This is a genomic window from Zhongshania borealis, assembly GCF_039539625.1.
In the GTDB taxonomy this organism is placed as follows: Bacteria; Pseudomonadota; Gammaproteobacteria; order Pseudomonadales; family Spongiibacteraceae; genus Spongiibacter; species Spongiibacter borealis.
The window spans coordinates 73,704-88,273 of record NZ_BAABDM010000008.1; the positions used below are offsets into that span (position 1 = coordinate 73,704).

A 14,570-nucleotide genomic window follows, 5' to 3' on the forward strand; every position below is an offset into this window, starting at 1 on the left:
TTCTGACCTCAGTTTATACGTCCGTAGAGGGGGATGCACTCCCGCTTATTTGATAGAATAGCGCGTCTTGGCTTGTGCGCCGTGCTGTCTCAAGTCAACAAAGTCGAATTTAGCCCCGTTTAGTAGATGGAAACCGTTTAATGACTTCAATGCGTATTGTGCTTGCTCAGATAAATCCGATGGTCGGGGATATCGAAGGCAACACCGATAAAATTATCGCCACCATAGAAACCGCGGTTTCTCGCCACGACCCTCAGTTGATTCTATTTCCAGAATTGGTGGTAACGGGCTATCCGCCAGAAGATTTGCTGCTGCGCGACAGTCTTGTTCATCGTGTTGAGCGCGCGCTGCAAAAAATAGCAAGCCAAGCCCCGCAGTGTTATGTGGTTTTGGGGTATCCACGTTCGATTGACGGTAAGTTATACAATGCCGCCGGAGTTTTCTTTGGCGGCAAATTGGTCAATGAATACCATAAGCAATGCCTGCCAAATTACCGCGTGTTTGATGAGAAACGCTATTTTACGGAAGGCAAGCACACCCTAGTGATGAATATTTTTGGGGTGCCGACGGCAATCAGTATTTGTGAAGACGTGTGGGAAGACGCCCCCACCGCAGGTGCCAAAGCCGAAGGTGCGAAGTTGATGCTTAATTTAAGCGCCTCGCCGTTCCATGCGGGTAAGCAAATTGAGCGTGAGGCCCTGTTAGCTCAACGGGCTTGGCAGGGCGGTATGCCGGTGGTGTATTGCAATTTAGTTGGTGGCCAAGATGAACTGGTCTTTGATGGCGCCTCAATGGTGGTGTCGGCGGAAGGCGAATTAATCGCGCGTAGCCCGGCGTATATTGAATACATAAGCTGTATTACCGCCGATTGGGATGGCCGCCGCCTGCGCTTTGAAGAAGGCGAAGTCAGTGATTTACGACCCGTTCTGGAAGATATTTACGAGACTCTGGTGCTGGGCGTTCGCGATTACGTGAATAAAAACGGCTTTAAGAGTGTGGTTTTGGGCTTGTCGGGCGGCATTGATTCGGCAGTAACCTTGGCAATTGCTGTTGATGCCTTGGGTGCGGATCGCGTCGAAGCCGTGATGATGCCTTTTCGCTATACCGCGTCAATGAGCATGGAAGATGCGCAGGCGCAGGCCGCTATGCTCAAAGTGCGCTATCAGGTTATTTCCATTGAGTCGGTTTACGATGCCTTTATGTTGGCCTTGAGTGATGAGTTTGAGGGCATGAGTCCAGATAAAACCGAAGAGAACTTACAGGCTCGTTGTCGCGGTGTTTTACTGATGGCGATTTCCAATAAAAAGGGTTCGTTGGTACTCACTACGGGCAATAAAAGTGAAGTAGCGGTGGGTTACTCCACCTTGTATGGCGATATGGCGGGTGGTTTTGACGTGCTTAAAGACGTCGCCAAGGTGCGGGTATTTGAGCTGGCTCGATATCGTAATACCTTGTCTCCAGCTATCCCTCAGCGAGTGATTGATCGACCGCCATCAGCTGAGTTGGCGCCGGATCAAAAAGATGAAGATAGCTTGCCGCCCTACGAAATTCTCGATCAGGTTATTGAACGCTATATCGAACACGATGAAAGTGCTGAGACTATAATTGCTGATGGCTTTGATCGGGATATGGTCTACCGGATTTTACGGCTCATTGATCTCAATGAGTATAAACGTCGGCAGGCGCCCATAGGTACACGTATCACCGAACGGGGCTTTGGTCGAGATCGTCGTTACCCAATTACCCAGAAGTGGCCCATCGGCGATTAAACCGTAATTCATTTGTTAATTTGGCAACATGACGGTCGGAGGTATCCCTGATGGGCTATCTCCGCTCTACAAAATCTGGGAATAGGGCAGCATGGAATTACGGGCAAGCAATGTACGGAAGCTCCGGGAGGGCACTTTCGATGTTCTGATTCTTGGCGGCGGAATTAATGGCGCGGTGTCGGCTGCTGCGCTCGCCGCGAAAGGTGTGAAAGTCGCGTTAATTGACCGTGGTGACTTTGCCGGTTTAACGAGTTCTAACTCCTCAAATTTGGCCTGGGGCGGAATAAAATATCTCGAAAATCACGAATATTTCCTAGTCAATAAGCTCTGTCGTAGTCGCAACCATCTAATGCGCAGTTATCCGTCGACAGTGAAGGAAATTCGCTTTCTCACTACAATCCAGCGTGGCTTTCGGTTTCCTGCATTTTTGGTGTATTTGGGCACTATCGCCTACTGGGTTTTTGGTCGTTTTTTAACCCGCGCGCCGCGCTATATGAGCCGCGCCGCGTTGGCGAAGGCAGAGGCAGTGATTGATACCAGTAACGCGGAAGGTGGCTTTGAGTATTCGGATTGCTACCTCTACGACAATGACGCGCGTTTCGTTTTTAACTTTGTGCGCACCAGTCTTAATTACGGCGGTATTGTTGCGAATTATGTCGAATCCCTCGGTGCTGAGCGGCGCGATGGCTTTTGGCATAGTCAGGTGCGCGATAATATCAGCGGCGAAGAATTCAGCGTTCGGGCTAAAGTGCTGATAAATGCCTGCGGCCCCTATGTAGACGCGCACAATAAACTGAGCGGTCAGCGCACTGCGCATCGCCATTTGTTCTCAAAGGGTATTCATCTGATTGTTGATCGGGTTACCGAGACTCAGCGCATACTTACCTTCTTTGCCAGCGATGGGCGCTTGTTTTTTGTTATTCCGATGGGGCCCAAGACCTGTATTGGTACCACCGATACGCAGGTAGAAAGTGCTGAGGTTGCAGTGACTGATGCAGACCGGCATTTTGTCTTGGACAATGTAAATGCTTTACTCAAACTGGAAAAGCCGTTGTGTCTTGCTGACATTATTTCTGAGCGCTGTGGCGTAAGGCCACTCGCTCTAAAAGGTGAAGATGGCGTGGCCGATTGGGTTAAATTGTCGCGTAAGCACGCCATTGATGTAGACGAGCAGGATCAGCACCTTAGTATCTTTGGTGGCAAGCTCACCGACTGCATTAATGTGGGAAACGAGGTGGCTGAATGGATAGAAAGCTTAGGGATAAAAGTACCCTACGCCAATCAGCGTTGGTATGGCGAGCCGGGCAATAGCGTAAAACGCGAGTTTTTGCATCAGGCGAGGTTGATGAATCTCGATGCCTTAACCGACCCTAGTTCCTCGGAGCCGTTGACTCAGCGTCTTTGGCGGCGCTACGGCCGCAGCGCCATCGAAATGCTAGAGATGATCCGCGAAGACCCCAGTAGTGCGGAGTTGCTGATTGAAAATGCCGAATACCTACGTTGTGAAATTGAACACGCCGGTCGACGCGAAATGATTACCAAGCTAGATGACTTCCTGCGCCGCCGTTCAAAAATAGCACTTGTCGTGCGCCGCGAAGACATAATCAATGCTCCCGGCCTGCGCGAAGCCTGCGAGATTTTGTTTGGCGATGAAGCCGAGGCGAAGTTGGCTGAATACGTGGACGCGACGGCGGGCTAGATTGGCCTGGCGTCAGAAGTCTGATGTTAGGGGTGAGCTTGGTGCCGGAAGTCGGGCGTCTGACGAAAAGCGGACTGTTCTAGCGCCATGCTTGTTGGGGATTGATCTGTTTTTATCTGTAAAAAAGCCCAAGATCGTTACATCGATCTTGGGCTTTTTTACGTCAGGCGTCCGAGATCAAGCATCGGACTAGGCTGCTCTTTACTCTTCGGTTACTTCCCGATTATCAAACTTTGGTGGCTCATAGCGATCAAGCAAGCCCAAGCTCGCCTTGTTGAGAAGCGAGCCTTCTTGGTCAAGACCAACTTGGCTTACAAAGTTGCCATCTTTATCGAGTGATGGGTGATTAGGATAGTTTTTACGCAGCACCATCAACGACTGATCGGCTAAGTCGTTCATTTCTAGCAGCAAGTAGGCTTGTACCATTACCGCTAGGGCGTCTGGTATGGCGGGGGTTTGCGGCAGGTTTTCGATCACGTAGCGGCCACGGTTGGCGGCTGCCAAGTAAGCTTTACGTTTGAAATAGTAATTAGCGACATTGATTTCGTAGCGCGCTAGGCGGTTGCGCAATTGCACCATACGCGCCTTGGCGTCGGGGGCATAGTCGCTGTCTGGGTAACGTTGCAGCAATTGGCGGAAGTCGTCAAAAGACTGAATTGTGGTGCCCGGGTCGCGCTGGGTCATATCCGTCGGGATAAAACGCTCCAAAAAGCCCTCGCCGTCGGTATAGTTGGCTAAGCCGCGCATATAATAGGCGTAGTCAGCTTTTGGGTGTTGCGGGTGAAGGCGAACAAAGCGATCTGCGGCAGCAACCACCGCTTCGTTGTCACCGCCGCGATAATAAGCGTAAATGATCTCTAGCTGGGCTTGTTCGGCGTAGGGACCGAAGGGGTAGCGGCTTTCTAGGAGCTGTAAGTTCTCCACGGCCAATGAAAAGTTTTTGCTTTTCAGGTAGCCTTGCGCAGCTTCGTAGATTTCTCGCTCCGACATTTCGGGCCGATCTGGGCGGTTGGCACAGCCAACAACCAATATGCTTATAAAGAGAAGTGCAAAGACCTTAACGACAGCTTTCATGTAATTTTTCCAAATAGCGGAATATCCCCGATGACCCCTTGTCTTAGCAAGGGCCTGCTATTTAAACACAGCGCGAAGATGGTATAAAGAATCAGCTATGACCGAGATTATAGATCGACAGGAAATTGTCCCTGCAGGCTTCAATGGCGACCGTTTTGACCAAGTGGCGGCCCAGTTGTTCCCGGAGTATTCGCGTTCGCGCCTACAAACGTGGATAAAAAGCGGTGAACTCACCGTCAATGGTGAGGCTCAGCGTACTCGTGACAAGGTTTACGAAGACGACAAGCTGGCATTGCGCGCCGAATTACAGCCGGAAGTGCGCTGGGAGGCAGAGGAAATTGAGCTTGATATCGTCTATGAAGACGAACATGTTCTTGTAATAAACAAGCCAGCGGGCTTAGTAGTACACCCCGGCGCGGGTAATCCCGACGGCACGCTATTGAATGCCCTGCTAAATCACTTCCCTGACATCGCTACTGTTCCTCGTGCGGGTATTGTTCACCGCCTCGACCGCGATACCACGGGTTTGATGATTGCCGCCAAAACACTTGAAGCTCATACCAGTCTCGTTGCGCAGTTGCAGGCCAGAGAGGTGCATCGGGAATACGATGCCGTGGTTTTTGGCACCATGACCGGCGGTGGTACGGTCGAAGAACCCATGGGCCGGCATCCCCGCCAGCGGACTAAAATGGCGGTGACCCAAATTGGCGGTAAGGAGGCGATCACCCATTACCGTGTCACGCGGCGGTATTTGAATCACACCCATATCCGTTGTTTTCTGGAAACCGGTCGCACGCACCAAATACGGGTGCATATGGCCCACATCAAATACCCTTTGATTGGTGATCCGCTCTACGCTGGGCGACCACGCTTACCCAAGGGCGCGAGTGAAACCCTGATTACTGCGCTGCGCGGATTTGGCCGTCAGGCCTTGCACGCCCGTCGCTTGGAACTGGAACATCCCATCACCGGCGACACCATGTCGTGGGAAGTACCGCTGCCAGATGACATGAAGGCCTTAATCGCCGTTCTGTCTACTGAGGACGTACGCTGAGTGTGGATTGAGCCTGATTGGCCGGCACCGCCGTCGATTGTGGCGCTGTCGACCACCAGAACCGGCGTTGCTGGTTTTGCGGGGGCGAGTGAAGCCCCCTATGGCTGCTTTAATCTCGGTGACCACGTTGCGGATCATCCGGCGGCAGTTGCGGAAAACCGCGATCGCTTGCTTGCAAGTTGCGGTGGCTTAGACCGTATTGCCTGGCTGAATCAGGTGCATGGCACCGACATTGTTAGGCTAGAGCAGCGGCCAAACGTTGTGTTTGCTGCAGATGCGAGCGTTACCAGTGAAGTTGGCTTGGGTTGCGGGGTGCTAACAGCGGATTGCGTGCCGGTACTTTTTTGTCGGCGTGACGGTAGTCAAGTCGCTGCAGCCCACGCCGGTTGGCGGGGGCTGTGCGCAGGCGTATTGGCAAATACCGTTCGCGCATTTAATTGTCCAGCCGATGAGCTATTGGCGTGGATTGGCCCGGCAATCTCGCAAGCTAATTTTGAGGTTGGCGCTGAGGTATACCAAGCCTTTCAGGCAGAATTTCGAGGCCCCTCGTCGGCCGAAATTAATTCGGCGTTTGCACCAGTTGTGACTAAGCCGGGGCATTACCATGCCGATCTCTACGCGCTCGCTCAAGCGCAGTTGCGTGGATTTGGTGTGGGCTGGGTTGGCGGTGCAAAGCGCTGCACGTTTGCCGAATCGGCGCAGTTTTACTCCTTTCGTCGCGACGGTGTCACCGGTCGTCAGTTGAGCTTGATCTACATCAAGCCTTAGTCCTATAGACTGGGCTATCTTAGCTAACATCTTGAAATCTGCTCTACGCTCCCCCATTTATACAACATGACTAGTGAAGGTGATCGCCTTCGCTTTATCGTTGTCGGAGAAATAAAATGCGAATAGATCGTTTTACTACTTCTTTGCAAACTGCGGTTGCAGATGCCCAGTCATTGGCCTTGGGTAAAGACCACCAATATATCGAAGCACTGCATTTACTCAGTGCGTTACTTAAGCAGCAAGGCGGTAGTGCCAAGCCCTTGCTGACTCAAGCTGGTGCCAATATTCCCTTGCTGGAACAGAGTATTGCCACGGCCTTAGATCGTATGCCAACAGTGCAAGGCGCCGCTGGCGATGTGCATATATCTCAAGCGTTAGCGCGAATTTTTAACGTGACGGATAAGCTCTCACAGCAGCGTAAAGACAGTTTTATCTCAAGTGAACTGGTGCTGCTGGCGATGTTGGAAGCCAACGATGAAGCCGCCAAGCTGCTTGCCGACAGCGGCGTTAAAAAAGTCGCGCTCAACGCGGCCATCGACAAAGTGCGCGGCGGCCAAGCGGTCGATGACGCCTCCGCCGAAGAGTCGCGCCAAGCGTTAGATAAATACACTATCGATTTAACCGAGCGCGCGGAATCGGGAAAATTAGATCCCGTCATTGGGCGCGATGACGAAATTCGCCGCACCATTCAAGTTTTGCAGCGCAGAACTAAAAATAACCCAGTATTGATCGGCGAACCCGGCGTGGGTAAAACGGCGATTGTTGAAGGCTTGGCGCAGCGCATTATCAATGGCGAAGTGCCCGAGGGTTTGAAAAATAAACGAGTTTTGTCTTTGGATTTGGGCGCCTTGTTGGCTGGCGCAAAATTCCGTGGTGATTTTGAAGAACGCTTGAAAGCGGTACTGAATGAATTGTCTAAGGAAGAAGGCCGCGTCATTCTGTTTATCGACGAATTACACACCATGGTTGGTGCCGGTAAAGCTGAGGGCGCAATGGACGCAGGCAATATGCTCAAGCCTGCTTTGGCGCGGGGCGAGCTGCACTGCGTGGGCGCCACGACGTTAAACGAGTATCGCCAGTCGATTGAGAAAGATGCTGCGCTCGAACGCCGCTTCCAAAAAGTGTTGGTTGAAGAGCCTTCTGAGGAAGACACCATTGCTATTTTGCGCGGCCTGAAAGAACGCTACGAAGTGCACCACGGCGTCGACATTACCGACGCGGCAATCATTGCGGCTACCAAGTTGTCGCAACGCTATATTACCGACCGGCAGTTGCCTGATAAGGCGATTGATTTAATCGACGAAGCCGCCAGCCGTATTCGTATGGAAATCGATTCTAAACCTGAGGTTATGGATAAGCTCGAGCGCCGGTTGATCCAATTGAAAATTCAGCGTGAGGCAGTGAAAAAAGATGAGGATCTCGCGGCTCAAAAACAACTGGAAATACTCAATGCGGATATCACCAAGGTTGAAAAGGAATTTTCTGACCTAAATGAGATTTGGAAAGGCGAGAAAGCCGCTCTGCAAGGTTCTGCGCAAATCAAAGTGGATCTTGAACAGGCCAAACTGGAGCTGGAAACTGCGCGCCGTGCGGGCGACTTAACGAGAATGTCAGAACTGCAGTACGGGAAAATTCCTGAGCTGGAAAAACAACTTGCCTCTGCAGATGCTGTGGATCACGGCACTATGCAATTGCTGCGTAACAAAGTGTCGGAAGAAGAGGTCGCTGAGGTCGTATCACGCTGGACGGGTATTCCTATTAGTAGAATGCTGGAAGGTGAGCGCGATAAATTACTGCGTATGGAAGATGAGCTGCATCGTCGCGTGATTGGCCAGGGCGAAGCGGTAGAAGCCGTGTCTAATGCCGTGCGTCGCAGTCGCGCCGGATTAAGTGATCCCAATCGGCCTAACGGTTCCTTTATGTTTTTGGGGCCAACTGGGGTGGGTAAAACCGAACTGTGCAAGGCTTTGTCGATGTTCCTCTACGACAGCGAAGACGCGATGGTGCGTATTGATATGTCGGAATTTATGGAGAAGCATTCCGTGGCGCGATTGATTGGCGCACCTCCGGGCTATGTTGGTTATGAAGAGGGCGGTTACCTCACTGAGGCAGTGCGCCGTCGTCCTTATTCGCTGCTGCTATTGGATGAGGTGGAGAAGGCCCATCCGGACGTGTTTAATATTTTACTGCAGGTCTTGGATGACGGTCGCCTCACCGACGGTCAGGGCCGGACGGTAGATTTTCGCAATACCGTGATTGTCATGACCTCTAACCTCGGTTCGGACGTCATTCAAGAGATGACTGTTGCCGGTAGCGAATACCCGAAGATTCGCGACGCAGTACTCAGTGTGGTGTCGGGGCATTTTCGTCCTGAATTTATCAACCGGATTGATGAGCTTGTGGTATTTGAGCCCCTTGATCGCACTCAGGTGCAGGCGATTGCCGGTATACAGCTGGATATCCTAAACAGCCGTTTGGCTGAGCGTGAACTGCGGCTTGAAGTGAGCGAAGAAGCTTTAGACCGCTTGGCAGATATTGGCTTTGATCCGGTTTATGGCGCGCGGCCACTCAAGCGAGCGATACAGCAGCAATTTGAAAACCCCTTGGCGCAGAGCTTACTGAAAGGGGAGTTCATCGCTGGGCAGGTGATCAGTGCCACGGTTGAGGACGAGAAAATCGTTTTCAAGGCGCCGCGGCTGCAATAAGTCTTAATGCTAATGTGCTGATGCGTAGATTAGTATAGCGGTCTACGTATCAGCACATTATTGAGTTGCTTCTTTTCTTTTGGGTTACGTGTCCTGCAAACTAAACCAAGGGCTTAATTGCAGTGCACGTTAATTACTTCTTGAGCGCGATTTTTCTGCTCATTAATTTCTTCGCTATTTAAAAATCGGCTGCTGCCATCGGCATTGCTAATTCGAATGCGGGTGCCATTGGTGGCGAGGGATTGCATATTCGCCTTGGCCTTACTGCATAGTTCGGGGTTTTTAGGCGGAAGCACTTCCATTTTTTCGGGAATTGCTTCTTCTTTGGCTATGTCGTTGCTAGCGCCTTCACTTTGCCCTGGGGCTTGGTCGCTGTCTAAGCTGCCGCCTGAGTTATAGCCGCTTGAGGTTTTAATAAATACCGACGACCGGCCATTGGGCGGCTGCTGGGTAAAGTGGGTTTTACCTTCGTCGTCGCTCCATCGATAGTACCCGTTTTTCTCGGCATAGCTGTTTAGGCTGCTAACAACAAGGGCAGTAAAAAGGCTGGCGATCAGTAGAGTCTTATTCATTGCGTATTCGTGCCGTAAAGATAAGTTATAAGGGATTATGGCAGATATTCAGCAAGGAGGAAAAACCCAGCTCAATATATGTGCTTGGCACTGCTGAAATTAGCCCCAAGTCAGCTAATCGCGTGAATTAACAGTGAATTTTGCCTTGACATAAGGGGCCATAGGTTAAAAAATACGCGGTCTATCTTTATGGTAGCAAATGGCTGTTTTCCGCGTCGCTTACCTGCGGCCAAAGTACAGCGTGCGGCTCATCGTGTCGTACGGCTACAAAATTGTAGTTCCATTCACTCTGCAGACACATGACCTGTGTTGCGAGATTGCCCGCATCGCGTTATCCCGCCTTGCATATAAACGCTGCTTTGCAGCATTTTTGGCGTTTCGCCCGGAAATCAGCCGTGTCGGCTGAGTAACCGGTGGTAATGTGTTTCGACATCTTTGTTCTTGTTAATCGAGTTTCGGGCTTGTCGCTCGGGCTATTTTTTTACAAGTTTTTGCGTATTCAAACTGAATCGAGGGTATTTCAGTGGAATTGTTATCTGGCGGCGAAATGATCGCACGGGCTATGGAAGACGAGGGTGTTGAATTCATCTTCGGCTATCCAGGTGGTGCCGTACTGCATATATATGATGCTTTATTTAAAAGCTGCAAGGTGCCGCATATTCTTGTGCGTCACGAACAAGCGGCGACCCACGCGGCAGATGGCTATGCCCGTGCTACCGGCAAACCCGGTGTTGTGCTTGTCACCTCCGGGCCTGGTGCAACCAATGCCATAACGGGCATTGCCACCGCGTACATGGACTCCATCCCGATGGTGGTGTTGTCAGGTCAGGTCATGAGTCACTTGATCGGCGAAGACGCCTTTCAGGAAACCGATATGCTGGGTATTTCTCGACCTATCGTAAAGCATAGCTTTCAGGTCACGCGTACCGAAGATATTCCAGAGATTATTAAAAAGGCATTTTACATTGCGACTACTGGCCGTCCGGGCCCTGTGGTTGTCGATCTGCCTAAGGATTTAACCAATCCGCACGACAAATTCGAGTACAACTACCCTAAAAAAGTAAAGCTGCGCTCTTATACCCCAGCAACGCGTGGCCACTCTGGTCAGATCAAAAAAGCCGCCAGCTTGCTACTGTCGGCTAAGCGGCCAATTATTTATGCCGGTGGCGGTGTTGTGCAGGGTAATGCCTCTGAACAATTGCGAGTTTTGGCGCGGGAGCTAAATTTCCCGGTAACGCATACTTTGATGGGCCTGGGTGCATACCCCGCTAGCGACCGTCAGTTTGTCGGCATGCTGGGCATGCACGGCTTTTACGAAGCGAATAATGCCATGCATCACAGCGATGTGATCTTGGCGGTTGGCGCGCGCTTTGATGACCGTGTTACGAATACCACAGGCAAATTCTGCCCCGGTGCCAAGATCGTTCATATCGACATTGATCCCGCGGCGATCTCTAAAACCATCGCGGCCGACGTGCCGATTGTTGGCCCCGTTGATTCTGTGCTGAATGACCTGCTCGCAGTGATTCACGAAATGCGTGCCGCCGACGCGAGCCTGCCAGATAAAGAGTCGCTGAAACATTGGTGGAATCAAATAGATGAGTGGCGTGACACCCACGGTCTGTGGGTGCGCCCGCAGTACGACATCACGACGCCGTTCATCAAGCCCCAGCAGGTTATAGAAACTCTGTGTAAAGTGACCCACGGCAAGGCCTATGTCGCTTCAGATGTTGGTCAGCACCAAATGTTTGCTGCCCAGTACTATAAATTCGACGAGCCACGCCGTTGGTTGAACTCTGGCGGTCTCGGCACCATGGGCTTTGGTCTGCCTGCGGCAATGGGTGCTAAGCTCGCGTTTCCTGATGCCGACGTTGCCTGTGTTACTGGCGAGGGCAGTATTCAGATGAATATTCAGGAGCTGTCGACCTGCGCGCAATACAAAATTCCAGTGAAAATCATCAGCTTGTACAACGGCTACTTGGGAATGGTTAAACAGTGGCAGGACATGCAGTACGATGGCCGCTACTCAGAAAGTGTTTACGAAAACTCGCTGCCTAACTTTGTGAAACTGGCTGAAGCTTATGGCCATGTCGGTATTAAAGTTACCCAGTTAAGCGATTTAGAAGAGGCAATGAAAGAAGCCTTTGCCCGTAAAAATGATCTGGTGTTTATGGATATTCACGTAGACCCACACGAGCATGTGTACCCAATGCATATTGCCCCTAATGGCAGCATGCGTGATATGTGGCTGAGCAAAACGGAGCGGACCTGAGATGATGCGACACATAATTTCGGTATTGTTGGAAAATGAGCCGGGTGCCCTGTCGCGGGTGGTAGGTTTGTTCTCTCAGCGCGGCTACAACATTGAGACCCTCAATGTTGCGCCCACAGAAGACCCTACACTTTCGCGCTTAACCTTAACCACGATTGGCGATGACCACAAAATTGAACAGATCACCAAACACCTCAATCGCCTGATTGACGTCGTTAAGCTGGTAGACCTGTCCGAAGGTGCTCATATAGAGCGCGAACTGATGTTGGTTAAAGTGCGTGCCACCGGTGCCCAGCGTGCCGAGATCAAACGCTGCACCGACATCTTTCGCGGTCAGATCGTCGACGTTGGCCCCAGCGTGTACACCATTCAGGTGACTGGGGCGGCTGACAAACTTGACTCCTTCCTAGAGGCTGTTGGCGAAGCGGCGATTATGGAGGTCGTGCGTAGCGGTGTTTCCGGTATCGCGCGTGGTGAGAAAATATTGAGTCTTTAAATAGGGCTTGAGTGATTGATGAGGCGCCTTCGGGCGCCTTTTTTTTGCTGGATATTGGTGATTAAGCTGATTAATTAATGCGCTTGGGTTTATTTTACTGCTTATATTGGTTAAGTTATTTAACGTTGATTATTGAGCTTTAGACGTTAGTAGGCCAGCAATTGAGGCATAAGTTCTAGATTTCGATATCATTTTAATTTAAGTGCGATATTAATCTAGTGGGCGGTTCCGCGCAGTTATTACTTTGTATACTAGTGTCAATTTTAAAATGAAAGGGAATGGAAATGGATCTTCAAACGAAGAGTGTGAATGTTTTGCGGTTTAAATCGCTTGTTGTTGGCCTTGTTTCGGCTAGCGTACTGCCGGGGTGTTTTAATGACAGCAAAGCGAAATCACCTGCAGTAGAAACCAGTACCTTTAGAGTGCAAATGGTTGACCAAAGCGGTGCACGTTTGAATACGGGTAGCATCAGAATTGTTGATGCCGTGGGTGGCGAAGGCGACGCACCACGTTTTTCCCTAGCATCAGGTGATAATTCCAAAACGGAATACAGCGTTGTTGACGATGCCGTTGCTGGGACGGGTGGGGTAGTTGACCTGAATTTATTGTCTACTTCGCCACTTATTAGCGATGATCCATTAGATGTCGTTTTTGTCGGTTCAGCGCCAAATTTTGTATCCAGCAGCTCTTTGCAAAGTATTACGGCTACGGGTGATTACCTTATAACTATCACCTTGACCGCAATAAATTCGCCAGCGTCTGTTCCTGTTGCAAGCCAATCTGCTACTGGCAGTGCAACGTCAGCTGGCGGCGTGACGAATACGGTGGCCGATATTTCCAGTAGTACGATTACTCGAGCTGCTGATAGTGCTAGCAATACTGCCGCTGTAAAAGGCACAACGTCGGTAACCGTTCCCGCTGGTACGCAATTAAAAACCAGCACTGGCGCGCCGGCGGCGCCTGGCGAACTCACGTTAACCGTGGTGCATTTTGATAATGATACCGGTGCCGATGTTGATCCCGATTTCGTGCCGTCGAACGGCTCATTGGCACTGTTTCCCGGTGGCTTGGATACAACGATAGAAGATGATGACCCAAGTACGCCCGAATCAGGTTCATTTTCATCGGCAGGTTTTGCGGCAATTGAATTGAGGGATTCAAATGGTGATTTAATCACTGAATTCAGCGGTAATCCCGTGTCAATTGAAATTACTATACCTGCAGGCACGCCATTTCCTGCCAATGCAACTGGAGCGGGATTGGTTGATACAGCTCCTGTTGGCACTGTAAACGCTGGCGATACAGTACCCGTCTGGACATACAACGAATTGACGGGAAAATGGAAGCCGCAATTAGATCCAGATACCGGTTTGCCGATCATCGCGACGGTTGAAAGTAAGTCCGACAACACCTTATTTGTTTCTTTTGAAACCGATCACCTAACGTATTTTAATCTGGATTACTGGTATAACTACTGTAATTCGAGTGTTTATGCTCCGGCGAGTTTTAATGTCATTGACGCCGCTGGTCAGCCAAATACGCGGCAGTTCTCTCTGTCGTACTACCAAAGTGGCGGTGGTTGGGCGCGGACTAAACGCGCATATTCTTTGGATACATTCTCTTCGGTTGATGTGTACCGCGCACCGAACTTCCCTGTGGTGTTTGAGCTTAAAGAGGGCAGTGATAGCTTGATAGCGACTTTTGAGCCCGCTGCTGGCGACCCGATACTGTCTCAAAATGGTAAGCTTTCGCTGAGTAACATCTGTGAATTGGATGGCGGCACGATAAAACTAGATAAAACCAACCCTGGCGCCCCGACAAATATTCCCGTTGATTTTACGGTCGTTAATTCATGTAGCGATATTCCAGGTGAATTCGTTGCAGTTAGCGACGCCACGGCATTTGTAACCGGTGGTGACAGCAGCGTGATCAATGTTCCTTTGGGGGCGGAGAGTGGTACGGGTAGCGCAAATTTAAGTTCTAATGTGGCCTTTATTTTCTCTGCGACGGCAGATGGGAGTACAAATTCAACGCCGACCTTTACGCCTGCGCAAGTGAGTGACAATGGTGTTCGCTTAGTACTTGGTAGCCAAACCTGTACAACGGCTACGGGTGGAACCGGTGCTACAGGTACTACAGGTTCAACATTGTAGTCAGATAA

At 50.7% G+C, this 14,570-nt stretch carries 10 protein-coding genes; 8 read left to right on the forward strand and 2 right to left on the reverse strand.

All coding sequences use genetic code 11. The features are described 5' to 3' along the window. The first annotated feature begins 140 nt into the window (after nucleotides 1–140). Nucleotides 141–1,769 (forward strand): NAD+ synthase, encoded by a 1,629-nt coding sequence (locus ABD836_RS16205; RefSeq protein ID WP_344937977.1) that lies wholly within the window; start codon nucleotides 141–143, stop codon nucleotides 1,767–1,769. 91 nt (nucleotides 1,770–1,860) lie between these two features. Then, nucleotides 1,861–3,468, forward strand: a complete 1,608-nt coding sequence (locus ABD836_RS16210; RefSeq protein WP_344937979.1) for a glycerol-3-phosphate dehydrogenase/oxidase — start codon at nucleotides 1,861–1,863, stop codon at nucleotides 3,466–3,468. Between the two features lie 201 nt (nucleotides 3,469–3,669). Here ABD836_RS16210 and ABD836_RS16215 read toward each other — a convergent pair whose 3' ends face one another. After that, the gene (locus ABD836_RS16215; protein ID WP_344937980.1) at nucleotides 3,670–4,542 is read right to left on the reverse strand and encodes an outer membrane protein assembly factor BamD; all 873 of its coding nucleotides are present in this window, start codon (nucleotides 4,540–4,542) and stop codon (nucleotides 3,670–3,672) included. A gap of 97 nt (nucleotides 4,543–4,639) precedes the next feature. Here ABD836_RS16215 and rluD point away from each other — a divergent pair, with 97 nt between their 5' ends. From rluD to clpB, 3 genes are all read left to right on the forward strand, one after another. Then, nucleotides 4,640–5,596 carry a 23S rRNA pseudouridine(1911/1915/1917) synthase RluD gene (gene rluD, locus ABD836_RS16220; protein ID WP_344937982.1) on the forward strand — a complete coding sequence of 319 codons (957 nt, stop codon included), beginning with the start codon at nucleotides 4,640–4,642 and terminating at the stop codon, nucleotides 5,594–5,596. Next, nucleotides 5,597–6,364, forward strand: a complete 768-nt coding sequence (pgeF, locus tag ABD836_RS16225) for a peptidoglycan editing factor PgeF (protein ID WP_344937984.1) — start codon at nucleotides 5,597–5,599, stop codon at nucleotides 6,362–6,364. A gap of 116 nt (nucleotides 6,365–6,480) precedes the next feature. Beyond that, nucleotides 6,481–9,069, forward strand: a complete 2,589-nt coding sequence (gene clpB / locus ABD836_RS16230) for an ATP-dependent chaperone ClpB (RefSeq protein ID WP_344937986.1) — start codon at nucleotides 6,481–6,483, stop codon at nucleotides 9,067–9,069. A gap of 113 nt (nucleotides 9,070–9,182) precedes the next feature. On the opposite strand, the gene ABD836_RS16235 is transcribed toward clpB, so the two are convergent. Further along, nucleotides 9,183–9,641 (reverse strand): DUF4124 domain-containing protein, encoded by a 459-nt coding sequence (locus ABD836_RS16235; protein WP_344937988.1) that lies wholly within the window; start codon nucleotides 9,639–9,641, stop codon nucleotides 9,183–9,185. 523 nt (nucleotides 9,642–10,164) lie between these two features. Here ABD836_RS16235 and ABD836_RS16240 point away from each other — a divergent pair. The 3 genes from ABD836_RS16240 to ABD836_RS16250 all read left to right on the forward strand — a co-directional run bounded on the left by ABD836_RS16240 (nucleotide 10,165) and on the right by ABD836_RS16250 (nucleotide 14,562). Then, nucleotides 10,165–11,913 (forward strand): acetolactate synthase 3 large subunit, encoded by a 1,749-nt coding sequence (locus ABD836_RS16240; protein WP_344937990.1) that lies wholly within the window; start codon nucleotides 10,165–10,167, stop codon nucleotides 11,911–11,913. A 4-nt stretch (nucleotides 11,914–11,917) separates the two neighbouring features. Continuing rightward, a complete protein-coding gene (gene ilvN, locus ABD836_RS16245) occupies nucleotides 11,918–12,409 on the forward strand; it encodes an acetolactate synthase small subunit (RefSeq protein ID WP_008251432.1) in 492 nt (163 codons plus the stop codon). A 284-nt stretch (nucleotides 12,410–12,693) separates the two neighbouring features. Further along, the gene (locus tag ABD836_RS16250; protein ID WP_344937992.1) at nucleotides 12,694–14,562 is read left to right on the forward strand and encodes a hypothetical protein; all 1,869 of its coding nucleotides are present in this window, start codon (nucleotides 12,694–12,696) and stop codon (nucleotides 14,560–14,562) included. Nucleotides 14,563–14,570: the final 8 nt, after the last annotated feature.